General features: G+C 72.8%; 21 protein-coding genes. 13 read left to right on the top strand and 8 right to left on the bottom strand.

Features of this window, described 5'->3' with window-relative positions:
• Nucleotides 1-54: 54 nt before the first annotated feature.
• Nucleotides 55-1,302, bottom strand: coding sequence for an extracellular solute-binding protein (locus HCK04_RS06320; protein ID WP_142645941.1), 1,248 nt, complete (start codon nucleotides 1,300-1,302; stop codon nucleotides 55-57).
• 40 nt (nucleotides 1,303-1,342) lie between these two features.
• Complete coding sequence (locus tag HCK04_RS06315) at nucleotides 1,343-2,392, bottom strand: LacI family DNA-binding transcriptional regulator (RefSeq protein ID WP_142645940.1); 1,050 nt, start codon at nucleotides 2,390-2,392, stop codon at nucleotides 1,343-1,345.
• Between the two features lie 148 nt (nucleotides 2,393-2,540).
• Between HCK04_RS06315 and HCK04_RS06310 the strand changes: the two genes are divergently transcribed.
• The 3 genes from HCK04_RS06310 (at nucleotide 2,541) to mgrA (ending at nucleotide 6,580) form a co-directional block, all read left to right on the top strand.
• Complete coding sequence (locus HCK04_RS06310; RefSeq protein WP_260617139.1) at nucleotides 2,541-4,676, top strand: glycogen debranching N-terminal domain-containing protein; 2,136 nt, start codon at nucleotides 2,541-2,543, stop codon at nucleotides 4,674-4,676.
• Between the two features lie 58 nt (nucleotides 4,677-4,734).
• On the top strand, nucleotides 4,735-5,364 hold the full coding sequence (locus tag HCK04_RS06305; protein WP_142645939.1) for an alpha-ketoglutarate-dependent dioxygenase AlkB: 630 nt from the start codon (nucleotides 4,735-4,737) through the stop codon (nucleotides 5,362-5,364).
• Between the two features lie 220 nt (nucleotides 5,365-5,584).
• Entirely contained in the window at nucleotides 5,585-6,580 is a 996-nt protein-coding gene (mgrA, locus tag HCK04_RS06300; protein WP_142645938.1) for an L-glyceraldehyde 3-phosphate reductase, read from the top strand.
• 45 nt (nucleotides 6,581-6,625) lie between these two features.
• On the opposite strand, the gene HCK04_RS06295 is transcribed toward mgrA, so the two are convergent.
• Genes HCK04_RS06295 through HCK04_RS44090 form a run of 3 tightly spaced genes read right to left on the bottom strand, consistent with a single transcriptional unit; the run spans nucleotide 6,626 to nucleotide 10,624 of the window.
• Nucleotides 6,626-7,489, bottom strand: coding sequence for an NAD(+)/NADH kinase (locus tag HCK04_RS06295; RefSeq protein ID WP_168065698.1), 864 nt, complete (start codon nucleotides 7,487-7,489; stop codon nucleotides 6,626-6,628).
• A gap of 31 nt (nucleotides 7,490-7,520) precedes the next feature.
• Nucleotides 7,521-8,969: an ATP-binding protein gene (locus HCK04_RS06290; protein ID WP_142645937.1), complete on the bottom strand. Its 1,449-nt coding sequence runs from the start codon at nucleotides 8,967-8,969 to the stop codon at nucleotides 7,521-7,523.
• The gene (locus HCK04_RS44090) at nucleotides 8,966-10,624 is read right to left on the bottom strand and encodes an FAD-dependent oxidoreductase (protein WP_142645936.1); all 1,659 of its coding nucleotides are present in this window, start codon (nucleotides 10,622-10,624) and stop codon (nucleotides 8,966-8,968) included. Before HCK04_RS44090 ends, HCK04_RS06290 begins: the two co-directional genes overlap by 4 nt.
• A 131-nt stretch (nucleotides 10,625-10,755) precedes the next feature.
• Between HCK04_RS44090 and HCK04_RS06280 the strand changes: the two genes are divergently transcribed.
• Together HCK04_RS06280 and HCK04_RS06275 are read left to right on the top strand one after the other, a co-directional pair.
• Nucleotides 10,756-11,448, top strand: a complete 693-nt coding sequence (locus tag HCK04_RS06280) for a CBS domain-containing protein (protein ID WP_142645935.1) — start codon at nucleotides 10,756-10,758, stop codon at nucleotides 11,446-11,448.
• A complete protein-coding gene (locus HCK04_RS06275; protein ID WP_142645934.1) occupies nucleotides 11,445-11,924 on the top strand; it encodes a CBS domain-containing protein in 480 nt (159 codons plus the stop codon). Before HCK04_RS06280 ends, HCK04_RS06275 begins: the two co-directional genes overlap by 4 nt.
• A gap of 16 nt (nucleotides 11,925-11,940) precedes the next feature.
• On the opposite strand, the gene HCK04_RS06270 is transcribed toward HCK04_RS06275, so the two are convergent.
• Both HCK04_RS06270 and HCK04_RS06265 read right to left on the bottom strand, forming a co-directional pair.
• A complete protein-coding gene (locus tag HCK04_RS06270; RefSeq protein WP_142645933.1) occupies nucleotides 11,941-12,945 on the bottom strand; it encodes a zinc-binding alcohol dehydrogenase family protein in 1,005 nt (334 codons plus the stop codon).
• Complete coding sequence (locus tag HCK04_RS06265; RefSeq protein ID WP_142645932.1) at nucleotides 12,945-13,373, bottom strand: pyridoxamine 5'-phosphate oxidase family protein; 429 nt, start codon at nucleotides 13,371-13,373, stop codon at nucleotides 12,945-12,947. The genes HCK04_RS06270 and HCK04_RS06265 overlap by 1 nt, the downstream gene beginning before the upstream one ends.
• Nucleotides 13,374-13,546: 173 nt before the next feature.
• On the opposite strand from HCK04_RS06265, the gene HCK04_RS06260 reads away from it, so the two are divergent.
• The 8 genes from HCK04_RS06260 to HCK04_RS42030 all read left to right on the top strand — a co-directional run bounded on the left by HCK04_RS06260 (nucleotide 13,547) and on the right by HCK04_RS42030 (nucleotide 21,694).
• The gene (locus HCK04_RS06260) at nucleotides 13,547-13,954 is read left to right on the top strand and encodes a VOC family protein (protein WP_142645931.1); all 408 of its coding nucleotides are present in this window, start codon (nucleotides 13,547-13,549) and stop codon (nucleotides 13,952-13,954) included.
• 93 nt (nucleotides 13,955-14,047) lie between these two features.
• Nucleotides 14,048-14,227 (top strand): hypothetical protein, encoded by a 180-nt coding sequence (locus tag HCK04_RS06255; RefSeq protein WP_142645930.1) that lies wholly within the window; start codon nucleotides 14,048-14,050, stop codon nucleotides 14,225-14,227.
• Between the two features lie 5 nt (nucleotides 14,228-14,232).
• Nucleotides 14,233-14,568 (top strand): metalloregulator ArsR/SmtB family transcription factor, encoded by a 336-nt coding sequence (locus tag HCK04_RS06250; protein ID WP_142645929.1) that lies wholly within the window; start codon nucleotides 14,233-14,235, stop codon nucleotides 14,566-14,568.
• On the top strand, nucleotides 14,565-16,286 hold the full coding sequence (locus HCK04_RS06245) for a SulP family inorganic anion transporter (RefSeq protein WP_260617138.1): 1,722 nt from the start codon (nucleotides 14,565-14,567) through the stop codon (nucleotides 16,284-16,286). The genes HCK04_RS06250 and HCK04_RS06245 overlap by 4 nt, the downstream gene beginning before the upstream one ends.
• A gap of 81 nt (nucleotides 16,287-16,367) precedes the next feature.
• The gene (locus tag HCK04_RS06240) at nucleotides 16,368-17,693 is read left to right on the top strand and encodes a lanthionine synthetase LanC family protein (RefSeq protein WP_142645928.1); all 1,326 of its coding nucleotides are present in this window, start codon (nucleotides 16,368-16,370) and stop codon (nucleotides 17,691-17,693) included.
• 226 nt (nucleotides 17,694-17,919) lie between these two features.
• Complete coding sequence (locus HCK04_RS06235) at nucleotides 17,920-18,543, top strand: YHS domain protein (RefSeq protein ID WP_142645927.1); 624 nt, start codon at nucleotides 17,920-17,922, stop codon at nucleotides 18,541-18,543.
• 177 nt (nucleotides 18,544-18,720) lie between these two features.
• Entirely contained in the window at nucleotides 18,721-20,301 is a 1,581-nt protein-coding gene (locus tag HCK04_RS06230; protein WP_142645926.1) for a cellulose binding domain-containing protein, read from the top strand.
• Nucleotides 20,302-20,506: 205 nt separating this feature from the next.
• Nucleotides 20,507-21,694: a hypothetical protein gene (locus HCK04_RS42030; protein WP_240971072.1), complete on the top strand. Its 1,188-nt coding sequence runs from the start codon at nucleotides 20,507-20,509 to the stop codon at nucleotides 21,692-21,694.
• Nucleotides 21,695-21,730: 36 nt separating this feature from the next.
• Here the strand turns inward: HCK04_RS42030 and secA2 are convergent, their stop codons facing one another.
• Entirely contained in the window at nucleotides 21,731-23,998 is a 2,268-nt protein-coding gene (gene secA2, locus HCK04_RS06220) for an accessory Sec system translocase SecA2 (protein ID WP_260617137.1), read from the bottom strand.
• Between the last annotated feature and the right edge of the window lie 28 nt (nucleotides 23,999-24,026).

Here is a 24,026-nt window from a genome sequence, read left to right as displayed (position 1 = left end):
TTCCGGTCGGCGGGGCCCCGGCCGTGACCGGCCGGGGCCCGCACCGCCTCCGCGTCAGCCGAGGGCGGCCTGGGTGTTCTTCTGCACGCGCTCCAGCAGCGCCTTGGGGTCACTGGAGGTGAGCTTCTGGATGCCGGTGTCGAAGTCGGCCAGGACGCTGTCCATCTTCGGCGCGTTGACCGGGCCCTGGGCGTAGTCGGCGCCGTTCACGAACGGGGCGTCGGCGGGGAACTCCTGGGTGTAGGCGTCCTTCGCCGACTGCCGCGAGGGCATGACCCCGAAGGCCCGGGCGAAGGCCATCTGCTGGTCGACGGTGGTCATCGCCTCGACGAAGTCGATCGCCTGCTGCTTGAATTTGCTCTTCGCCGAGATGCCCCAGCAGTTGGTGAACGACAGGGTGCCCTTGCCCTTGGGGCCGGCCGGAAGCTCGTGCACGCTGTATTTCACGTCGGGGAAGTCGGCCTTGAGCGCGCCCTTGATCCAGTTGCCCTCGATGGTCATCGCGGCCTTGCCCTTGCCGAACGCCTCGCCGCCCCAGCCCGCGTCGAGCTGGCTCGGGAACTGGGCGAGCTTGTCCTTGAGCAGCGACTGGACGTACTGCAGGGCCGTGAGGTTCTCGGGGCTGTCGGCCGTCGCCTGCTTGCCGTCGGGGCTGGTGATCCAGCCGCCCGCCTGCACCATGAACGCGCCGATCCGGTCGCGGGTGTCGGCGACCGCGAGCGGCGTCATGCCCTTGGCCTTGAGCTTCTCGCTCACCGACCTGAGCTGGTCCCAGGTCGTGGGCACGTCGCCCTCGCCCAGCCCGGCCTTGGCCCACATGTCGTCGTTGATCACGAGGGCGAGGGTGGAGAAGTCCTTCGGCGCGCAGTAGAACGTGCCGTTGTACGTGAACGTGGCGCGCAGGCTCGGGTAGAAGTCCGACGTGTCGGACAGCTTGCCGGCGTACGGCTCCAGCGCGCCCACGCTGGCGTAGTCGGCGAACCGGGAGGCGTCCACGTAGAACACGTCGGGCGGGTTGTCGCCCGCGAACGCCTGGCCGAGCTGCTGGGCGAGGTCCTGCGCCGGGGTCACGGTCGCCGTCGAGCCGGACTTCTTCGCCCAGGCCGCGGCGGCGTCCTTCACCGCGGTGGTCTCCGCGTCGCCCGAGGAGCCGATGAGGATCTGCAGGTCGGCAGGGCCGGCGCTCTGCTGGGCGGGAGAGGCCGCCTTGTCGTCGTCGAAACCGCTGCCGCAGGCGGCCGTGGCGAGGAGAGCGGCGCCGGCGGCGCCGAGCACCGCCGTACGTACGGTTCTGTTCTTCATGAGAGTTCCCGATCTTCGTTGAGGGGGATGACGCGCCGGTTCACGCCGACTGGCGGACGACCAGCGAGGGTTCGAGCAGCACGTTCGCCGGCGGTTCGCCGGGGTCGGCCTGGCCGTCGAGGAGTGTGGTGAGGAGCGCCACGCAGTGCGCGGCGGCCTGCGCCAGCGGCTGGCTCAGGCTGGTCAGGCCGACGGCCTTGGCCACCGGCGTGTCGTCGAAGCCGATCACCGCGACCGGCCGTTCCGCTGCGCCGCCGCCGGGCCCTCTGCCGGGCCGCCAGGCGAGGCCGGGGGAGCGGGCGGCGTGCAGCGCGCCGAGCGCGAGCGAGTCGCTGGCGCACACCAGCGCGGTCACCCCGAGATCCGACCGCAGCAGGTCGTAGGCGGCCTTCTCGCCGTCGGCGACCTCGTCGCTGGTGGCCCGGCTCAGGCCGGTGGGGTCGACGCCCGCCGCGGTGAGCGTGCGCGCCCACCCTTCGCGGCGGTCGTCGCCGACCCCGGAGCCGGACGGCCAGCCGAGGAAGCCGATCGCGCGGTGGCCCGCGTCGAGCAGGTGCCGGGTGGCGGCGGCCGTGCCCGCCGCGCCGTCCACGTCCACCCACAGGTGCTCCGGGGAGTCCGCGCTCCAGGGGCGGCCGAAGGTGACGAACGGCACCTTGTGGTCCTGCAGCCAGGCCGTACGCAGGTCGCCGTGGTGGGTGCTGGTCAGCACGAACGCGTCGGGCTCGTACGCGCCGAGCAGGTCCTCGAACGTGTCGACCTCGGCCCGGTCGTCGTCGGCCGTGTAGAGCAGCACCCGGTAGCCGGACCGCGCGGCCGACTCGGTCAGGCCGTGCAGGAAGCGGTCGAGCACCGAGCCGTTGATGCCGTCGCGGTCGGGCTCGATCCGGATGGCGATCAGCCGGGACCGGCCGGTGCGCATCTGGCGGGCGGCCTGGTTGACCCGGTAGCCCAGCTCCTCAACCGCGCGCAGCACCCGCTGCCTGGTCTCCTCGCGGACGACATCGGGGCTGTTCAGGGCGTTCGAGACCGTCTGGCGTGATACGCCGGCGAGCCGGGCCACGTCGGCGATTGTCACCTTTTCGGCCATGATCTGCCCTTCTGGGGGTTTGAACGTTCAAGGAGGAGTAAGGCATGATTAGATCGATCAAAGTAAAGCGAATGTTTCGCAATGTGCACCCCCGGCGACCACATGTCAAGGTCAAGGCCGGGGCGATTCGATCCAGGAGGGCCCCTCGGTGCTCGTCGGAGCCACGCCCGGTCCGGGCGGCGAGTTCGCCGCCGGTGCGGCGTACCGCCTGCAACCACCGCTGCACGAGCTGGTCAGCACCGTCATGGCGCCGACCGGAGCGCTGAGCGGCGCTGACGGCCAGATCCGCCCCTTCGGCGTCCAGGGGCTCTTCCACGCCGACCATCGGGCGCTGTCGCAGGCGACGCTGCTCGTGAACGGCCGCGAGCCCGAGGCCATCGGCCACGTGCACGAGGAGGCCGGGCGCACCCGGTTCGTCTCGCTCGCCCGCTGGCTCGGCGACCCCCAGCCCGACCCCACGGTGCGTCTCGAACGCGTACGGGAGGTCGGCGCGCGCGGCATGAGCGAGCGTGTGGAGATCACCTCCACCGCCACGGTGGCCGTGATCGCGTCGGTCACCGTCGAGCTGGGCTGCGACTTCGCGCCGATCGAGGTGGTCAAGTCGGGCGGCGACATCGTCCCCGCCGAGCCCGACGGCCCGGACCCGGCTCGTACGGACGGCGCGGGCCGCGGCGGCCTGTCGTGGCGGAGCGGCGGCATCCGCGTCACGGCCGCGGGCGAGGACGCCCGCGCGGAGACCGGCGGCGGCGCGCGGCTGCGCTGGGAGCTGAGCCTGCCCCCGGGCGGGACGGCGACGCTGCGCTGGGAGGTCGTCGTGGACGACCCCGCCGCCGTCGTCGTCACCCCGGCCAGGGCGCTGGAGTGGAGCAAACCCGAGGTCACCGCAGCCGACCGGCGGCTGACCCGGCTGCTGCACCAGTCGCTCGAAGACCTGCGGTCGCTGCGGCTGGCGGAGACCGGCGCGCCCGAGGACACCTTCCTCGGCGCGGGGGTGCCGTGGTTCCTCACGCTCTTCGGGCGCGACAGCCTGTGGGCCGCCCGGATGCTGCTGCCGCTCGGCACCGACCTCGCCGCCGGCACGCTGCGGGTGCTCGCCCGCCGGCAGGGCACGCGGGTGGACCCGGCCTCGGGCGAGGCGCCGGGCAAGATCATGCACGAGCTGCGGCGGCGCGAGTTCACCGTCGAGGGCAACGGCCTGCGGCTGCCCGCGGCCTACTACGGCACGATCGACGCCACGCCGCTGTGGATCAGCCTCCTGCACGACGCCTGGCGGTGGGGGATGCCCGAGCGCGAGGTCGCGGCGCTGCTGCCGCACATGGAGGCCGCGCTCGGCTGGCTCGCGGACTTCGCCGACCCCGACGGCGACGGGTTCGTGGAATACATCGACACCTCCGAGCGGGGCCTGGCCAACCAGGGCTGGAAGGACTCCGGCGACTCCATCCGGTTCCGCGACGGGAGCCAGGCCAAGCCGCCGATCGCGCTGGTGGAGGTGCAGGGCTACGCGTACGAGGCGGCCAGGAACGCCGCGTCGCTGCTGGAGGCGTTCGGCCGTCCCGGCGCCGCGCGGTGGAACGCGCACGCCGACGCGCTGTCGGAGCGGTTCCGCGCCCGGTTCTGGGTGGACGGCCCGAACGGCCGCTTCCCCGCGCTCGCGCTCGACATCGACAAGCGGCCGGTGGACGCGCTGACCAGCAACATCGGCCACCTCCTCGGCACCGGCCTGCTGTCGGAGGCGGAGTCGGCCCAGGTCGCGGACCTGCTGGCCGGCCCGGCGATGAGCGGCGGCTACGGGCTGCGCACGATGTCGTCCGGCGACGGCGGCTTCAGCCCGCTGTCCTATCACTGCGGCTCGATCTGGGCGCACGACACGGCGATCGTGCTCGGCGGGCTGGCCAGGGCCGGGTTCGCGGCACAGGCGGCCGGGCTCGCCGAAGGGCTGCTCGCCGCCGGGGAGGCGTTCGGCTACCGGCTGCCCGAGCTGTACGCCGGGGACGGGGCCGGCCCGCACCCTGCCTTCGGCAGGCCCATGCCCTACCCGGCGGCCTGCCGTCCCCAGGCGTGGTCGGCCGCCGCGGCGGTGGCGATCACCCACGCGGCGCTGGGCCTCTATCCCGACGTGCCGGCCGGGCGGGTGCTGCTGCGGCCCATGGCCGGGGCGCCCCTCGGCGCGGTGTCGGCCCGGGGACTGCGGGTGGCGGGCGCGGAGGTGAGCGTCGCCGTGGACGCGGCGGGCCGCGCCACCGTCACCGGCCTGCCGCCGGGCCTCGACCTCGACGTACGCTGACGAACCCGGCCCTCGGCTCCCGACATGATCGAATGCATGTTTGAATATGCTGGTAGCCATGACGGCTTTCCAGGCTTCGTTGCTCGACTGGGGCGAGGACGTTCATGTCGGCGAGCTGGGCTCGTCCGTGCGCCGCACTCTCCTGGAGCGCGGCGCCTGGATCGACGTGCGGCCCCACTGGATCGAGGGGGCCGACGCGCTCTTCGAACGCCTGCTTGAGGCGGTGCCCTGGCACGCCGAGCGCAGGCACATGTACGACCGGGTCGTGGACGTGCCGCGCCTGCTGAAGTTCTACGAGGAGGACGAGGAGCTGCCCGACCCGGTGCTGGTGCAGGCGAGGGACGCGCTCAACGCCCACTACGAGGAGGAGCTCGGCGAGCCGTTCCGTACGGCCGGCATGTGCCTCTATCGCGACGGCAGGGACAGCGTCGCCTGGCACGGCGACACCATCGGGCGGGGGAGCACGCACGACACGATGGTCGCGATCGTGTCGGTCGGCACCCCGCGCCCGCTGCTGCTGCGCCCCCGCGGCGGGGGAGGCCCGGCGCTGCGGCACGAGCTGGGCCACGGCGACCTCATCGTCATGGGCGGGAGCTGCCAGCGCACCTGGGAGCACGCGATCCCCAAGTCGGCGAAGGTGACCGGCGCCCGCATCAGCGTGCAGTTCCGCCCGCGCGGCGTGCGCTGAGCACGGGCCGGGGGCACTGGGCAGGGGGCCGGTGGGCAGGGGGCACTGGGCCGGGGCCGGTGGGCAGAGCGCGGTAGGCAGAGCGCGGTGGGCAGAGCGCGGTGGGCAGAGCGCGGTGGGCAGGGGGCGGTGGGCCAGCCTTGAGCACGTGCGGTTAGCTGGTAGTCCTTGAGTAAGGCCGCGGCAAAGGACCGGCCCAGTCGCGCAAGAAAGGCCACGGATGACCCCGCACCCCTACGTCCCCGCCCCCGCTCGATACGACGACATGCGGTATCGGCGCAGCGGAAGGAGTGGCGTGCTGCTCCCCGAGATCTCCCTCGGGCTGTGGCACAACTTCGGCGACGGCCACCCGCTCGACGTGCAGCGCGCCGTCCTGCGCCGTGCCTTCGACCTCGGCATCACCCACTTCGACCTGGCCAACAACTACGGCCCGCCGTACGGCTCGGCGGAGGAGAACTTCGGCCGCCACCTGCGCGCGGACTTCCGGCCCTACCGCGACGAGCTGTTCATCTCGACCAAGGCGGGCTACGACATGTGGCCCGGGCCGTACGGCGAGTGGGGGTCGCGCAAGTATCTGCTGGCGAGCCTCGACCGGTCGCTGAGCCGGATGGGCCTCGACTACGTCGACGTCTTCTACTCCCACCGGCCCGACCCGGACACCCCGATCGAGGAGACGATGGGCGCCCTCGACACGGCGGTGCGCTCCGGCAAGGCGCTCTATGTAGGCATCTCGAACTACTCGGCGGAGCAGACCGAGCGGGCCGCCGCCGTGCTGCGCGAGCTGGGCACGCCGCTGCTGATCCACCAGCCGCGCTACTCCATGCTCGACCGCTGGGTCGAGGACGGCCTGCTGGACACGCTGGAGCGGGCCGGGGCGGGGTGCATCGCCTACTCGCCGCTCGCGCAGGGCCTGCTCACCGGCCGCTACCTCGACGGCGCGGTGCCGGCGGACTCCCGGATGGCGATCGGCCACTTCCTGAAGCGCGACCGGCTCACCCCCGAGCTGCTGGAGACCCTGCGCGGCCTCAACAAGATCGCCCAGGAGCGCGGTCAGTCGCTCGCGCAGCTCGCGCTCGCGTGGATCCTGCGCGACCAGCGGGTCACGTCCGTGCTGATCGGGGCGAGCTCGGTCACCCAGCTCGAGCAGAACGTCGCGGCCCTGGACGCGCCGGCGCTCACCGCCGAGGAGCTGGCCGCGATCGAGAGCCTGCTATAACCCTCCCGACGTGTTGTCCGGGGCGGCACACCCGTGCCGGCCCGGTCAGTCGGCCTCGGCACTGCCGTTCACGCGGAGCTTGCGGCGGGCTCGCTCGTAGAAGGTCGTCGTGCCGAGCCGCACCACGCGGGCGGCGGCGCGCAGCGCGGTCACCGTGAGCCGGTCGCCGGGACACAGGTGGCCGCCGATGGTGCCGTCGACCTCCAGCGCGAGCTGTCCGCTGGTCGGGAGCACGTCGAGCGTCACCTCCTCGTCGGCCGACAGGACCAGCGCCCGGTTGAACGCCGAGTGGGCGGCGGCCGGGACGACGAGGAAACCCTCGACCGTGGGGGAGACGATCGGGCCACCCGCCGAGAAGTTGTACGCGGTGGAGCCGGTCGAGGTGGAGACGATCACGGCGTCGGCGGAGTAGCGGACGAACGGCTCGCCGTAGACCGAGACGGACACCGCGGCGAGCCCGTCGCCGGGGATGCGGACGAGGGCGATGTCGTTGAACGCGGTCACCATCCGGCCGTCGTGGCTCGTCGCCCGGACGGCCATGCGCGGCTCGACCGTGTATCTGTGCTCGTCGATCGCCGACAGCGCGGGGGCCAGCTCGTCCACGTCGATCTCGGCGAGGAAGCCGAGCCGTCCCAGGTTGACCCCGAGGACGGGGGTCGGCCGCCCGGCGATCAGGCGCATCGTGCGCAGCATCGTGCCGTCGCCGCCGAGGCTGACGAGGAGGTCGGACCGCTTCACCAGCGTCTGGGCGTCCACCGCGATGGCGCTGCAGTCGATGCGCCCGACCTCGTCGGGCAGCCCCAGCACCGCGCAGTCCCGCTTGCGCGCCCACTCGACGATCGTCTCGATCGCCTCCCTGGAGTCGCGCTGCGGGTGCAGGACGAGACCCACGGTGCTGACCATGCCCATGCCCACACTGTACGGGGCCGTGTGGGCGGCTCTACCGAACGGCCTCCGGGGCCGCCTGGTCCAGCGGAAGGTAGACCCGGAACCGGGTGTCGCCGGGCTGTGAGTCCACCCGGATGTCCCCGTGGTGCTTGTTGACCACGATCCGATAGGAGATGTCCAGGCCCAGGCCGGTGCCCTCACCGACGGGCTTGGTGGTGAAGAACGGCTCGAAGATGCGGGGCCGGACCTCGGGCGAGATGCCGGTGCCGGTGTCGCCGACCTCGACGACCAGGTGGCCGTCCTTGCGCCGGGTGCGGAGGGTCAGCGTGCCCGTGCCGTTCATCGCGCCGAGCGCGTTGTCGATCAGGTTGGTCCACACCTGGTTGAGCTCGGCGGCGTACGCCGGGATGAGCGGCAGCGACCGGTCGTAGTCCTTGACCGTGTGGACGCCCCCGGGGATCTTGCCCTGCATCATGGTCAGCGTGGCGTCGAGCAGGTCGTGCACGTCGACCGTCTGGTACGGGGCGCGGTCGAGCTGGGAGTACTGCTTGGCAGCGGCGACCAGGCCCGAGATCCGGTTGACCGCGTCGTCGATCTCGCACATCAGCAGCTCGGCGTCCACCGTGTAGGTGAGCCATCGGATCGCGGACTCCAGGTTCTCCTCGCCCACCGCTCCGGCGATCTGGTCGAGCCAGCTCGCGTCGAGGCCACCGGCCACCAGCGTCGCCGCCAGGTCCCAGCTGCCGACGATGTCGTGGTCGTCCAGCCAGTCGGCGACCGCGTCCTCGGCGTCGGAGCGCGCCAGCGGCGTGAGGTCGGGGGCGGAGGCCGACCGCTTGACCGCGTTCTCCTGGAGCTCCACCAGGTCGTGCAGCTGACTGCCGTCCAGCCGCCCGTCGGCGATCATGGCGAGCTTGTGCCGCATGCCCGCCACCCGCTCGCGCAGCGCCGACGTCGCCCGTACGGCGGCGGCGGCCGGGTTGTTCAGCTCGTGGGTCAGTCCGGCCGACAGCGAGCCGAGCGCGAGCAGCCGCTCCCGTTCGCTGACGATCGTCTGGCTGGTGCGCATGCCGAGGAACAACCCCTCCAGCAGGTGCATCGCCATCGGGAACCACTCGCGCACGCATTCGGCGATCACCTCGGCCGGCAGCACGAAGAACTCGGCGTCGGTGACCGCGGTCAGCGAGTTCAGGTAGAGCTGGGAGAACTCGCCGGAGATGTACGCCTGGGTGGCGCCGGCGTACACGCCGCGCTGGCTGGTGCGGCTCACCTCGACGTCGTCGCCCTGCACCCGCCTGCTCATCGCGACCGTGCCGTTCAGCAGCACGAAGAAGCAGGTGGCGGGGTCGCCCTCCGGGTAGACGAGGGTGCCGGCGAGCCGTCGCTCGACCCGCCCCGCCTCCGACAGCCGGGCGAGCTGCGCGTCGTCCAGCGCCTCGAACAGGAACAGCGTGCGCAGCTCGTCGGGGGGCAGCGTCGGCTCATGGGGATGGTCGGTCATGGAGTCTCCAGATAACGGTGAACGAGTGAGACCGCCATGGCGCCCTCACCCACGGCCGAGGCGACGCGCTTGACCGACCCGGCCCGCACGTCGCCCGCCGCGAAGACGCCGGGCATGCTCGACTCCAGGTGATAGGGGTCCCTGGACAGTGTCCACCCGGCCGGGCGGCGGCCGTCGGCGAGCAGGTCGGAGCCGGTCAGCACATAGCCGCCGGCGTCGCGGGCGACCACGTCGCCGAGCCAGTCGGTGCGCGGCTCCGCCCCGATGAAGACGAACAGCCACGACGCCGGCACGGTGGTCGTCCGGCCGGTCGTCCCGTCGCACAGGGTCAGGCGCTCCAGATGGTCGCGGCCCTCGCCGGCGACCACCTGCGTACACGGATGGACCTCGATCGAGGGGATGGCCTCGATCTGATCGATCAAATAGCGCGACATCGACCGGGTGAGGTCCTCGCCCCGGATGAGGACGTGCACCTTGCGGGCGTAGCGGGAGAAGTGCACCGCCGCCTGCCCGGCCGAGTTGGCCCCGCCGACGATGTAGACCTCTTCCCCGGCGCAGCTCGGGGCCTCGGTGGCGGCCGCGCCGTAGAAGACGCCCCGGCCGGTCAGGTCGGCCAGGCCGGGCGCGTTCAGGAGCCGGTATGACACGCCGGTCGCCAGCACGACCGTGTGCGCCGTCACGGCGGTGCCGTCGCCGAAGTGCAGCAGGGTCGCCGAACCGCTCCGTTCGAGGCCGACGACCTCGCGGGCGGTGAGCAGCTCGGTGTTGAACTTCAGCGCCTGCCTGCGGGCGCGGTCGGTGAGCTGGGCGCCGGAGACCCCGTCGGGAAAGCCCAGGTAGTTCTCGATCCGGCTGCTCTGCCCGGCCTGGCCGCCGGTGGCCCGCTGCTCCACGAGCAGGGTGCGCAGTCCCTCGGACGCGCCATAGACGGCGGCGCCGAGGCCGGCGGGTCCCGCGCCGATCACGGCGAGGTCGTAGAGATCCGAGGCGGGGGTGGTGGCCATACCCACGTGCGCGGCGAGGTCGGCCTCCGTGGGCCGCGCCAGGGCCTTGCCGTCCGTGGTGATCACCACCGGCACGTCCGCCTCGCTCATCCCGGCGGCGGCCAGCAGGCGGGTGCCCTCGGCCTCGTCGGCCCGCAGCCAGCGGTACGGCACGAGGTTGCGGGCGAGGAAGTCGCGCACCGCGAACGAGTGCGCCGACCAGCGGTGCCCGACGACCTTGGTCTCCGGCATCGTCACGGCGGGCGCGGCGAGCCACGCCTCCAGCAGCGCGTCGAGCACCGGGTAGAGCTTCTCCTCCGGCGGGTTCCACGGCTTGAGCAGGTAGTGGTCGAGATCGACGATGTTGATCGCGTTGATGGCCGCATCGGTGTCCGCGTACGCGGTCAGCAGCACTCTGCGCGCCAGCGGGAAGACGTCCATGGCGGCCTCGAGGAACTCGATGCCGTTCATCTGGGGCATCCGATAGTCGGCCAGGAGGACGGCGACCTGCTCGCCGCGCAGCTTGATCTCGCGCAGCGCGTCGAGCGCGCTGGGGCCGGACTCGGCTCGGATCACCCGGTAGCGGTCGCCGTATCGGCGGCGGATGTCACGAGCCACGGCCCGGGAGACGGACGGGTCGTCATCTACGGTGAGGATCGCGGCATTCTGCACATCTCACACGGTACTGGCGGGTCTTCCCTGATTGGCACCCCTGAGGACATAGGTCCCACGGGAGGGGGACGTTCGCCGGTCGCCCCGCGGCCGGTCGTGGCGAAGGCTGGGGGAGACGAGGGAGGCCCGCCATGCCGATGACCGTGAGCGACGTCATGAACCGGTTCGTCGTCGCCGTCGAGGCGACGGCCTCGTTCGCCGACGTGGTCACCGCGATGTGCCGCTTCCATGTGGGGGCGGTCCCCGTCGTGGACGGGGACCGGCGCGTCATCGGCATGGTGAGCGACAGCGACCTGCTGCTCAAGAGCCTCGACCGGCGACCCGGCGACCTGATCATCGAGGGGCCGTCCCGGTGCAGGGAGCGCAGGAAGGCGAGCGGCCGCACCGCCGCCCAGATCATGACCAGCCCCGCGATCACGGTCACCGAGGACACCACGCTGCGGCGGGCGGCCTGCCTGATGCGCCGCAACAGGATCAAGGAGCTGCCGGTCGTGGACGGCGAGACCGGCCGCATCACCGGACTGGTCAAACAGTCGGACCTGATCAGGGCGTTCTGCCGGCCCGCGGAGGACCTCCGCGACGACGTCATCGCGGTGGTGTCGCGCTACTCCCCGCAGTGTTCCGTACGGGTCGAGGACGGGATCGTCCACCTCGCCGGCAGCGTGGCGCGGCGTCGCCAGGTCCGCGCCCTGATCGATGAGGTCTGGCAGGTGGACGGCGTGGTGGACGTCGACTCCTCCATCACCTACGAGACGGACGACGCGGACCGGGCAGTCCCCGCGGGCGCGCCCCGGTGGACCCCGGAGGGCGGGAAGGACCGATGAGCGTCGAGACGATGACCGCGTCCGACGTGATGACCCGGACGCTCGTCACGGTGGAGCCGGAGGAGTCGCCGCTGATGGCCTGGGAGCTCATGTGGCGGGCAGGCGTCCACCACCTCCCGGTCGTGGACGCCTGCTTCCGGCTCGTCGGCGTGCTCGGGCGGGAGGACGTCGCCGCGCACTGGTCGGGCGGCCCCGCCGAGCAGTCCCGGACGGCGGTGCGCACGCTCCTGCAGGGGCGGCGCTGTCCCCGGGTCGCCCCGGACGCCCCGCTGCCCGAGGTCGCCGCGCTGATGGCCGACGCCGACTGCTGCGCGGTCCCCGTGCTGGGCCCGGACGACGTCCTGCGGGGCCTGGTCACCACCACCGACGTGCTGATGGCGCTGGCCGGGAGGACGGCGCGGCCGGTCGGCGACCCCACGTACGTGAAGGGCGGCCTGTTCCGCCTGGAGCCGGTGCCGTCCGCGCCCCGTCCATAAGCGTCACCCCTGGCTGTCACCCGTCCATGAGCAGGACCGCCGCCCCCTCCACGCGGTCGGCGGCCAGGTCGGCCAGCGCCCGGTCGGCGGCGGCGAAGGGATAGGGCGTCGTCGTGACCCGCGGGTGGTGGAGGGACGCCAGCCGCAGGAACTCCCGCCCGTCGTCGCGGGTGTTGGCCGTCACGCTGCGCAGCGTCCGCTCCTGGAACAGGTGGCGCTGGTAGTTCAGCACCGGGATGTCGGTGAGGTGGATCCCCGCCACCGCGAGCGTGCCGCCCCGGTCGAGCGCGGCCAGCGCGACCGGCACGAGATCGCCCACCGGGGCGAACAGGATGGCCGCGTCCAGAGGCTCGGGCGGCGGGTCGGCGCTGCCCGCCGCGGAGGCCGCGCCCAGCCGCAGCGCGAGCTCCCTGGCCGCCGCCGACCTCGTCATCACGTGCACGGTCGCGCCCTCGGCGATCGCGATCTGCGCGGTCAGATGGGCCGAGGCGCCGAACCCGTAGACGCCGAGCCGCCCGCCCGGAGGCAGGTCGGCGCGGACCAGCGCGCGATAGCCGATGATCCCCGCGCACAGCAGCGGGGCGAGCGTCTCGGCCGGGACGTCCTCGGGCAGCGGATAGACGTACGCCGCGGGGGCGGTCAGCAGCTCCGCGTATCCGCCGTCGGCGTCCCAGCCCGTGTAGGTGGACTCGGGGCACAGGTTCTCCGCGCCGCGCCGGCAGTAGCGGCACCGCCCGCAGGTCGAGCGCAGCCAGGCCACGCCCACGCGGGCGCCGACCGGCGGCCCCTGCGTGTCCGGGCCGAGCCCGGCCACGCGTCCCACGACCTCGTGCCCGGGAACCGTACGCGGACGCCTCGGGGGGAGATCGCCCTCGGCGAGGTGCAGGTCGGTGCGGCAGACCGCGCACGCCTCGACGCGGATGAGCAGCTCCCCCGGCCCGGGCACGGGGTCCGGCAGCACCGTGCGCTCCAGCGGCCGAGTCGCGACGGGCCCCGGCCGGGCCACGACCCAGGCGTCCATCACGCGTGCGTGATGCGCCGGCCGGTGATCTCGTTGGGCGAGATCCGGATGTAGAGCGGGCGTTCGCCGCCCGCCCACGATTCCACGGCGTCCTTGTTCACGTCGCCCGTGATGTGGTGGGCCCCGCCGCGCACGAGCACGCTCCAGCCCTCGCGGGTGCTCTCGTCGATGTGGTCCACCTCGAAGGCCACCATGAAGTCGGCCCCCTCGATCCCCGTACGCAGGTCGGCGTCCATCGGCCCGCCGAGAGCGGTGCGGAACAGGACGGAGCCCTGCTCGATCGTGTAGTTGACCGGCAGGATCACGGGCCCGGTCGGGTTGTTGAAGGCCACCCTGCCCACGCCGCCCGGAGAGATCAGCCGCAGGCACTCCTCGCGGTCGAGCTTGTCCAGGCGCGGCAGGCCGGCGGGAGCCGTGTCTTCGGTCATTCGGACCTCCACAATGATCCTCAAGGGCGTCGGCGACCACTCTGCCGTTCCCGGCTCCGCGGCGGCACGGACCTCCGTCGTACGACGGAGGGACGAAGTGCCCGGGAAGCCTTGGCCGTCGTTTGCCGCAATTCATCCTTTAACCGCATGCCCCGGATGGGCACGCACGTCACATGGAAGTGCTGAGCAGCCGCATACTCGTGCGATCGGCCGACCGGGCCGAGAGCCGCCGCTTCTACCGCGACGTCCTGGGCCTGGCCGTGAACCGGGAGTTCGGGCCGGCCGAGGACCCCGGGGTGGTGTTCTTCCTGGGGCAGGGGCTCCTGGAGGTCTCCGCGCGTGCCTCCGGCGCGGTGCGGGAGAACGCGACGCTCTGGTTGCAGGTGCGCGACGTCCAGAAGGAGCACGACCGGCTGGTGGAGGCGGGGGTGCGGGTGTCCCGGCCGCCCCGGCTTGAGCCGTGGGGGCTGGTGGAGATGTGGATCGAGGATCCCGACGGCATGCCGATCGTGCTGGTCGAGGTGCCCGCGGGCCACCCGCTGCGGCGCGACCTTCGCTCCTTCGCGCCGCATCCCGCCTGAGCCGGGCACCGGCCCCTCGGGGTGCGGGGCTGTTGAATTGAAGAATTCTTCATATTGCATATGCTTAACTCCGCCGACGGAGGAGAGGACCACATGCAGGAGTTCACGGCGGAGTTGCGTGCCCGGCTCGCGGAGGCGCGCGAGGACCTGCGGCGGGCGCGGGAGAACGGCGACGAGCACGGTGTCCAGGTCGCCTCGGGCCGTCTGGACAACCTGAATCGTCTGGCCGCCGACCACGGCATCAGCGTGGAGACGGCGGGGGAGACCGAGTGAGCCCAATGCCCGTTCCGCTTTATCAGGCCAAGGCCGACTTCTTCCGCACCCTGGGACATCCGGTGCGCATCCGCGTGCTCGAACTGCTGCGGGACGGCCCCCGCCCGGTCCGCGAACTGCTCGCCGAGATCGAGGTGGAGGCGTCGAACCTGTCCCAGCAGCTCGCCGTGCTGCGCCGTACCGGCCTGGTCGGCGCGGTCAGGGAGGGCGGCTCGGTGGTCTACTCCCTCGCCACCCCCGACATCGTGGACCTGCTCGCGGCGGCCCGGCGGATCCTCACCGACATGATCACCGGCCAGGGTGAGCTGCTGGCCGAGCTCCAGGCGGAGGCGGCCGAGTGACCAGCACGGCCAAGCAGTTGTACGACCGGGTCGTGGGCCTGCTGCCCTCGCCCGCCGACTGGCGACCGGCCCGCCGCAGTCCCGGCCGGGACCTGATCGCCGGGCTCACGGTGGCGGTGGTGGCCCTGCCACTCGCGCTGGCCTTCGGGGTCGGCTCCGGGCTTGGCGCGCAGGCCGGCCTCGCGACCGCCGTCGTCGCGGGCGCGGTCGCCGCCGTCTTCGGCGGCAGCAACCTCCAGGTGTCGGGCCCCACGGGGGCCATGACCGTCGTCCTCGTGCCGATCGTGCACAGCCACGGCCCGGGCGGGGTGCTCGCGGTCGGCCTGCTCGCCGGGATCGTGCTCGTCGTCCTGGCGCTGGCCAGGGTCGGCAGGTACGCCCGCTACATGCCGACCCCCGTCATCGAGGGCTTCACGGCGGGCATCGCCGTCGTCATCGCGCTCCAGCAGGTGCCCGCCGCGCTCGGCGTGACCGGCGAGGGCGAACGCGTGTGGCAGGCGGCCGGCGACGCGGTGGCGAACTTCGTGCGCACCCCGCACCCGGCGCCGATCGTGATGGCGCTCGTGGTCGCCGCGATCATGCTGCTGGGCGCGCGGTGGCGGCCCGCGGTGCCGTTCTCGTTCCTCACGGTCGTGGCCGCCACGATCGTGGCCGAGCTCACCGGGCTTGACGTCGCCCGCATCGGAACCCTGCCGGCCGGGCTGCCCGCGCCGACGGTGAGCTTCCTCGACCTGGGCTCCGTCACCTCGCTGCTCCCCGCGGCCCTCGCCGTGGCCGCCCTCGGCGCGCTGGAAAGCCTGCTGTGCGCCTCCGTCGCCGACGGCATGAGCGTGGGGGAGCGGCACGACCCCGACCGCGAGCTGTTCGGGCAGGGCCTGGCGAACATCGTCTCCCCGCTCTTCGGCGGCATCCCCGCCACCGCCGCGATCGCCCGTACGGCGGTCAACGTCCGCTCGGGCGCGCGCTCGCGCCTGGCCTCCCTCACGCACGCCGTCGTGCTGGCCGTCATCGTGTTCGGCGCGAGCGGCCTCGTCGGGCGGATCCCGCTGGCCGCGCTGGCCGGCGTGCTGCTGGCCACGACGGTCCGCATGGTCGAGGTCGGCTCGCTGCGCGCCATCGCCCGCTCCACCCGGGGCGACGCCGCGGTGATGATCCTCACCTTCGCCGTCACCGTCGCCTTCGACCTCGTCACCGCGGTCGCGGTCGGCGTCGGCGTCGCGATCGTGCTCGCGCTGCGGGCCGTCGCGCGCAGCGCGCAGATCGAGCAGGTCCCGCTGGAGACCGGCGACCACAGCGACGAGGAACGGCGCCTGCTCGCCGAGCACATCGTGGCCTACCGGTTCGACGGCCCGCTGTTCTTCGGCGCGGCCCACCGCTTCCTGCTGGAGCTGTCGGAGGTCGCCGACGTGCGGGTGGTCATCCTGCGGATGTCGCGCGTGTCCACGATCGACGCCACCGGCGCGGGCGTCCTCGGCGACGCGATCACCCGGCTGGAGGGGAGGGGCATCACCGTGCTGCTGTCGGGCATCCGGCCCGGCCACGACGAGGTGCTCGACGGCCTGGGAGTGGCAGGCCACCTCCGCCGCGACGGGCTCGTCTTCCCGGACACGCCGGCCGCGATCGCCCACGCCAGGACGCTGCTGGGACTCCGGCCGGCGCCGTCACCGGCCCCGGTCCCCGAGGCACGTCACCCGGACGTTCCCGCGCGGACGGTGTGATCGGTGCGCGACTGCCCGTAGGCTTCCCAATAGAAGCATGTAAGCCTTAATTTCCTACCAGCTTTGTGGGAGACTGGGGTGATGAGCGCCTGGCCCCGCGAGACACCGGTCACCGCCGCCGTCACGGCCGCGCGCTGGGTGCGGTCGGCGGCGGTGGACGACGACCTCGGACGGCGCTGGCGGGCCAACCCCGATCCCCGGGGGCGGTCGGCCGGAGCCGGTGACGCCTCGTCTCTCTACGCCGGCGCGGCCGGCGTCGTGCTGTTCTTCCTCGAACTCGCCGCCGCCACCGGTCACGAGGCCTACCTGGAGGACGCGCTCGCGGGCGCCCGCAGGCTGGCCGTCACCTGGCCGGAGCAGCGCGACCCGACCTTCTACCACGGGCTCGCCGGTCTGGTCTTCGCCATGGCGGAGACGGGGTGGGCGACGGGCGACGAGGAGGTCTTCGGGGCGGCCCGCGCCGCCGCCGACCGCCTCGTCCGCGACGCCCGCCCGCTCGGCGACGGCATCGGCTGGACCGGTGACCCGGCGCAGCGCGGCGACGGCGGGATCGTGCTCGCGCTGCTGCACGCGGCCGGCATCCTCGGCGTCCCGGCCTACGAGGAGGTGGCGATCGAGGCGGGGCACCGCATCGCGGCGCTCGCCGTCCCGGGGCACCGCTTCGGCGGCGACGCCATCCCCGACCTGCCCGTGGACGCCGTCACGCCCGGGTTCCTGTCCGGCACGGCGGGCACCGCTTTCCTGCTCGCCCGCCTGTACGGCGTGACCCGCGACGAGCGCTTCCTCGAGGCGGCCCGGAGGGGGGCAGGATTCGTCCGCGCGGTCAGCGTGGTCACCGACAGATGCGCGCTCGTGCCGCACCACATCCCGCAGGGGCGGCGGCTCCACTACCTCGGCTTCTGCTCCGGCTCCGCCGGGGTGGCCCGCATGTTCTACGAGCTGCACCGGGTCACCGGAGACCCGGGCGATCTCGACTGGGTGGAGCGGCTCGCGCACGGGATCATGCAGAGCGGCGTGCCCGGGGCCCGGCCCCCGGGGCACTGGGACGTCGCCTGCCTGTGCTGCGGCACCGCCGGGCTGATCGAGTGTTTCGTCGGCCTGTACGCCGCCACGGGGCACGAGCCGTACCTCGGCTTCGCGCGCACGCTCGCGATCGACCTGATCGGGCGCGCGACCGCGGGCGACGAGGCCGGTTTCCGCTGGTATCAGGCATATCGGCGGCTGCGGCCCGGAGAGGTCACGGCCGACACCGGTTACATGGTGGGAGCCGCGGGCATCGGCACCGCCCTGCTGCACCTGGACGCCACGGAGCGCGCCGCCACGCCGCGCCGGCTGATCCTGCTGCCGGACAACCCCTTCCCGGCCATCCCGATCCCGGCCGCCGTCCTGCGCGGCGACCAGGCATAGCCCGGAGCTTCGGGCGACCAGGCGTGAAGGCGACCAGGCGTGAAGGCGGCCGGGCATCAAGGCGACCAGGCACGAAGGCGGCCGGGCTACTCCGTACGGCGTAAGCGCGTCCGCCCGCTGCGCCCGGCGCGGTAGCGGGAAGAGCCCTCCCCGGGGCGACGACGCGGAGGACTCGTCGCGGCAGGCTGTCCACCGAGAGACCCCTCTCGGGAAGGATGGAGCGACGATGTTGTTTGTCGAGTTGCTGGTGCCCAAGGGCATGTTCGACGACTGGGAGCGCCGGGTGCTCGCCGGGCGGCTCACCGCGCGGCGTCTGCTGTCGGCCGGGGACGGCACGACGGCGGCCGCGGACCCCGGCGTGATGGATCTGCTCGACTCGCTCTCCCATGTGGTGGTCCGCGAGGAGGAGGTCTGGGTCGCGGGCGGAACCGCGCTCGACAGCCCGCTCGACGGCTCTCGGGCCCCTTGTTATGTGGTGAACGTCATCGTCGGGCTGTGGGGCAAGGAGATGAGCGAGCACCTCGTCTCCCGGATAACCGCCGAACTCGCGGAGGCGGAGGGCCGCCCCGAGCCGAACGTCGTGGTGAACGTGATCAGCCTCCCGGAGGGCGGCTACGGCCTGCGCGGGCGGGTGTGGCGCTCCTCGGACTTCCTCGCGCTGATCGAGGACTCGAAGACCGGGCCCGCCACGGACGCGCCGGACGGCATGGTCGTCGACCCGGTCTGCGGCGCCACGCTGCCGCTGGACGAGGCGGTCATCCTGGAGCGCGACGGGCGGACCTACGGCTTCTGCTGTCCTCATTGCCGCGGGCACTTCGTCAGGGAGTCGAGCGCCGCGGGGGCGTCCTGACTGGCGGTTCGCCCCGGACGAGGCGCCGGGCCGGAGCCGGACTGAAAATTTCACCTGTTCGCGGCGGATACGCCCAGCTCGGCGAGGTGACGCGGGCCACGTTGTTGACTTAACCGGTCAAGTTAACGACGCTTCGCTCCGGTCTTCTATGGCCGCTCTTCTATGGAAGGACGGAGCATGCGACGGAGAGGCGCGATCCTCACCGCACTGGGGCTGCTGGCCGCAGGCGGACTCACCTTCGGCAACCCGCCGGCGGCCCAGGCCGCCGTGGCGTGCGAGGTCACCTACACGGCCAATCAGTGGCCGGGCGGCATGTCCGCCAACCTGAGCATCCAGAACCTGGGCGACGCCCTGAGCGACTGGACGCTCACGTTCACGTTCCCCGACAGCGGCCAGAGGGTCACCCAGGGCTGGTCGGCCGACTGGACCCAGTCCGGCGGCAAGGTGACCGCGAGGGCCATGGACTGGAACAGGTCCCTGCCCACCGGCGGCTCGGCGAGCATCGGATTCAACGGATCCTGGTCCGGGAGCAACCCGGCGCCGACCGACTTCAAGATCAACGGCGTCGCCTGCAACGGAACCCCGCAGTCGCCCTCGCCCTCACCGTCGCTGTCGCCGTCCGCGCCGCCCTCCCCCTCGCCGTCGCCCTCCCCCTCGCCGTCGCCCTCGCCGTCGCCCTCGCGCCCGCCGAGCCCGTCCCCGTCCCCGTCGCCCTCGCCGTCGACGTCGCCCAGCCCCTCCACGGGAGCGGCGCCGAAGCTGAAGGTGTCGGGCAACAGGATCGTGAACGCCGCGACCGGCACGCCGTACCGGCTGCTGGGCGTCAACCGGTCGGGCGGCGAGTTCATGTGCGTGCAGGCCCGCGGCATCTGGGACGGCCCGGTCGACAACGCGGCGATCGACGCGATGAAGGCGTGGAACGTCCGGGCGGTCCGCGTCCCGCTGAACGAGGAGTGCTGGCTCGGCCTGAGCAACATCCCGTCCGCGTACGGCGGCGCCGCCTACCAGAACGAGGTCAAGTCGTACGTCGACCGGCTGGTCGCCAAGGGCATCACCCCGATCGTCGAGATGCACTGGAACTACGGGCAGTACACCGGCAACTCCTCGGGCTGCTCCGACGTCCACGCCTCCTGCCAGAAGCCGATGCCGGACGCGCAGTACGCCCCGCAGTTCTGGACGGGGGTGGCGAACGCGTTCAAGGGGCGTGACGAGGTCGTGTTCGACCTGTTCAACGAGCCCTATCCGGAGCGTGCGACCGGCAGCGCCTCCTCCGGGTGGGCCTGCTGGCGCGACGGCGGCACCTGCTCCGGCATCCCCTACCAGGTGGCGGGCTTCCAGTCGCTGGTGAACGCGGTGCGGGCCACCGGCGCGACCAACATCATCATGCTCGGCGGCCTGGCCTACTCCAACGACCTGTCCCAATGGCTGCAGTACAAGCCCACGGACCCGCAGGGCAACCTGGCCGCCGCGTGGCACGTGTACAACTTCAACTCCTGCGTGAGCACCTCGTGCTGGGACGGTCAGCTCGCTCCGGTGGCCGCCCAGGTCCCGCTGGTGGCGGGGGAGATCGGTGAGAACACCTGCTCGCACGGCTTCATCGACCAGGTCATGAACTGGTTCGACGCGAAGGGTGCGTCCTATCTGGGCTGGACCTGGAACACCTGGGACTGCTCCACCGGGCCGTCCCTGATCAGCGACTACAACGGCACTCCGACAGGCTTCGGAGCCGGGCTGCGGGCTCGCCTGCTGTCGTCCTGATCCCGATACACGGCGTGCCCTCCTTCCTCGCGGCCCCCCGGGGGAGGGGGGCGCGTCACATCCGACTTTGCCACCTGATGGGCAGTTAGTCCAGAAAGTAAAATTTTCGTCCGAGATGTCGAGATTTGGGGTGTTCTTGGCTTAGTGTCCGGTTACCCAGCCGTGACCAGTCAGGAGATCCCCCATTTCCAGCTACGCGGACCCCATGAACGCCCTGCGGGACCAGGCAAGCCTGGCGAAGGGCGAGACGCACCACGCGGCCACCGTGCCCCAGCATCGGCAGGACGCCCCCGCCCACCTCGCCCCTGAGGCGGGCTCCTCGTACACCGCCGCCGACGCGGGCGCCAGGCCCGCCGTTCCCCCGGTCGGCTGCCCGACCGCCGGAGGCAAGACCGTCCTGTACGTCGGCAAGACGACCGCGTCGTACTTCTGGGACGACGGGTCGGGCGTCAACGGCGACACCGGCGCCCCCGCGTCGGGCGAGCCGATGCAGAAGGGCCTGGCCGCCAGCCCCAGCTGGCCGATGGGAACCAAGGGCTACGTGATCTACCAGGGGAAGAAGGCCGACTTCTTCATCGGCGACCGCGGCCCCGGCATTCCCTCAAGCAGCGGGGTCATGCTCGACCTCGACGGCAAGACGTTCGCCGACCTGACCGGCGGCACCTGGGACACCGGCTCGTACACCGTCGACGACGCGGGCGGGCTCGGCCACATCCCCGTGACGTACGTGATCACCGAGTGGGGCGACGGCCTCGGCAAGACCGGCGCGCCCAGGCCGTTCTCGTCGGGCGCGTACGGGGTCAAGGACCACCCGAAGCCCCCGCCGCCCTGCCCCACCGCGGCTCCCGCCCCCTCCGCGACGCAGGACGCGCAGGCCGCGCAGGACTCCGCTCCCGCGCCCGGGGTCAAGGAGAGCCCGGCCCCCGTGGCCTCGTCCTCGTCGGCGCCTGCCGTGCCGGACGCGCCCGCCGAATCCGCCGCGCCTGCCGCGGCCGCGCCGCCCGCCCCGCCCGCACCATCCGCGCCGTCGGCTCCGCCTCCCGCGGCCGACTCGCCGGGCACGCAGGCCGAGGCCGCCGCAGCCCAGATGTTCCCGCTCTCCGGCGGGGCGGCGGCGAACGCCGGGACCACTCCGGCAACCCTCCAGCAGGTCGCCTCGAAGCCCGTCACGAAGACGGTCACGGAGACCGTGAAGGGGGCGAGGTACGGCGGGGGGATGGCCTCCCCGGCGTTCATCCCGGCGTCGGCCGTGGACGGGCAGGCGGATGAGGCCGTTCCCGCCTTCTCGGTCGCGATCGTGGTGTGCGCGCTCGTCGCCGTGGGCGCCAAGGCCGTGCTGAGCCGTCCCGCCCACGCCGCCGCGCACCACCCGGGCCGCCACCGCAAGCGGTAGGAACGGGGTGCGCCGCGGGCCCCGGCCCGCGGGCGTTCACCGCTTGCGGCGCTTGAGCGCTCCGGCCACGCGCTTGAGCACGCGGTCCCACTCCGAGCCGAACGGATTGTCCTGCACCAGATAGGTCCAGGTGGCCGTGGGCCGCTTGAGACCCTGCTCCGCGAGGTCCCGGGTGACGTCGGCCTTCTCGAAGGTCTCCGTGGACCGCCGCTCGACCTCGTCGAGCATCTCCCGGTAGGCCGGAACGGCCTCGCGGTTGAACTCGTCGAGCGGGTTCAATCGCCCGAGGGCCCGCAGGTGGATGCCCTCGCGGAGGTCGGCGAGGAAGCCGAGGTGCTCGGTCCAGCAGCGGTCGAGGTGATACAGCACGATCTGCCGGGCCGCCCGCTCGACCGCCTCCTCGCCCGCCGCCTCGCACAGCTCGCGGTAGCGCTCCGGGCGGGCCTGCTCCAGGGCCCGCGCCCCGGTGTCGCCGTACAGGACGCGGTCGCGCCGCTCCAGCACCTCCGCCCGCTGGCGCTCCTGCAGCCGCGTGTAGCGCCAGGTGTTGCGGTGGATCTCCAGGTTGACGCCCTCCGCCACGCGCTGGGCGTGCGCCACCAGGGCGGCGGCGTTCGGGTCCCGCACCAGGCCGTCGCGACCGGCCGCGGGCAGCGCCTGGTCCGGCGCGTACGCGGTGAGGAGCGTGTCCTCCCCGCTGACGAAGAACACCGAGCCGCCGGGATCGCCCTGCCGTCCGGCGCGGCCCCGCAACTGGTCGTCCAGCCTGCTGCTCTCGTGTCTGCCGGTGCCGATGACGTAGAGCCCGCCGAGCGCGGCGACCTCCCGCTCCTCGTCCGGGTCGCCCGCGCCGAGCCGGATGTCGGTGCCGCGCCCGGCCATCTGCGTGGAGACCGTGATCGCGTCGCGCCGGCCGGCCTTCGCGATGATCTGCGCCTCCTCGGCGTCGTTCTTCGCGTTGAGCACGGCCGCGTCCAGCCCCTTGGCCTTCAGCGCCTCGGCCAGGCGCTCGGACTCGGCGACGTCGAGCGTGCCGACGAGGATCGGCTGCCCGGTGGCGTGCCGGGTCTCGATCTCCTCCAGCAGCGCCCGCTCCTTGTCCTCCAGCGTGGCGAAGATCCGGTCGGGCTCGTCCACCCGTACGCACGGCTTGTTGGGCGGGATGACCGCGACCCTGAGGTCGTAGAACTCGCGCAGCTGCTCGGCGACGGCGATGGCGGTGCCGGTCATGCCGCACACGCGCGGGTAGCGGCGGATGAGGCTCTGCACGGTGAGCGAGTCGAGGATCTCGCCCGTCTCCGACGCCGGCAGGTGCTCCTTGGCCTCGACGGCCGCCTGCAGCCCGTCCGGCCAGCGCTGCAGCACCGCGACCCGGCCGCGCGAGGTGTTGATCAGGTGGACCCGGCCGTCCCTCACGATGTAGTCGACGTCCCTGGTCAGCAGCGCGTGGGCGTGCAGGGCGAGGTTGACCTGCGTCACGACGCCGGGATGCTCGTAGAGATCGATCCCGAGGGCCTTCTCGACCGTGTCGGTGCCCTTGGGGGTGAGGAAGACGCTGCGCCCCTCCTCGTCGATCGTGTAGTGGTAGCCGCGCGACAGCCGCCGTACGAGCGCCGCCATCTCGGGCAGCGCCGTGCCGGGGTCGGCCGCGCCGGCCAGCACGAGCGGCACGCGGGCCTCGTCCACCAGCACCGAGTCGGCCTCGTCGACCAGGGCGACCTCGGGGGCGGGCACGACCAGCTCGGCCGGGTCGGTGCGCAGGCGGTCGCGCAGCACGTCGAACCCCAGCTCGCTGACGGCGCCGTACGTGACGTCGCAGGCGTAGGCCGCCCTGCGCTCCTCGGGAGAGGAGGTCTCGGCGATCCACCCGGCCGTGAGGCCGAGCGTCTCGTAGAGCGGGCCCATCCACTCGGCGTCGCGGCCGGCGAGGTAGTCGTTGACCGAGACCGCGTGGACCCGGACGCCACGCAGCGCGAACCCGGCCGCCGTCAGCGCGCCGACGAGCGTCTTGCCCTCGCCGGTGGCCATCTGCACGACATGGCCGTCGAGCATGGCGAGCATGCCCACGAGCTGCACGTCGTACGGCCGCTGGCCGAGCGACCGGCGGGCGGCCTCGCGCATCACCGCGCAGAAGTCGGCGGAGCCGACCCAGCCGGGATCGGCGGTGGCGGGGCGAAGGTCGGCGCGCCGGGCGACCTCGCTCTCCAGCTCGCCCGCCTCGGCCACGATCCGCTGGAAGGGGGCCAGATCGACGCTTCCTGGTTTGTCCAGAAACCGCCTGATCCATTCGCCTACCCGTGCCACATCCGCTCCAACGACTCGCTTGCCGGAC

Source organism: Microbispora sp. CL1-1, from assembly GCF_012034195.1.
Taxonomy (GTDB): domain Bacteria; phylum Actinomycetota; class Actinomycetes; order Streptosporangiales; family Streptosporangiaceae; genus Microbispora.
This window is presented reverse-complemented; position numbering and strand designations above follow the sequence as displayed.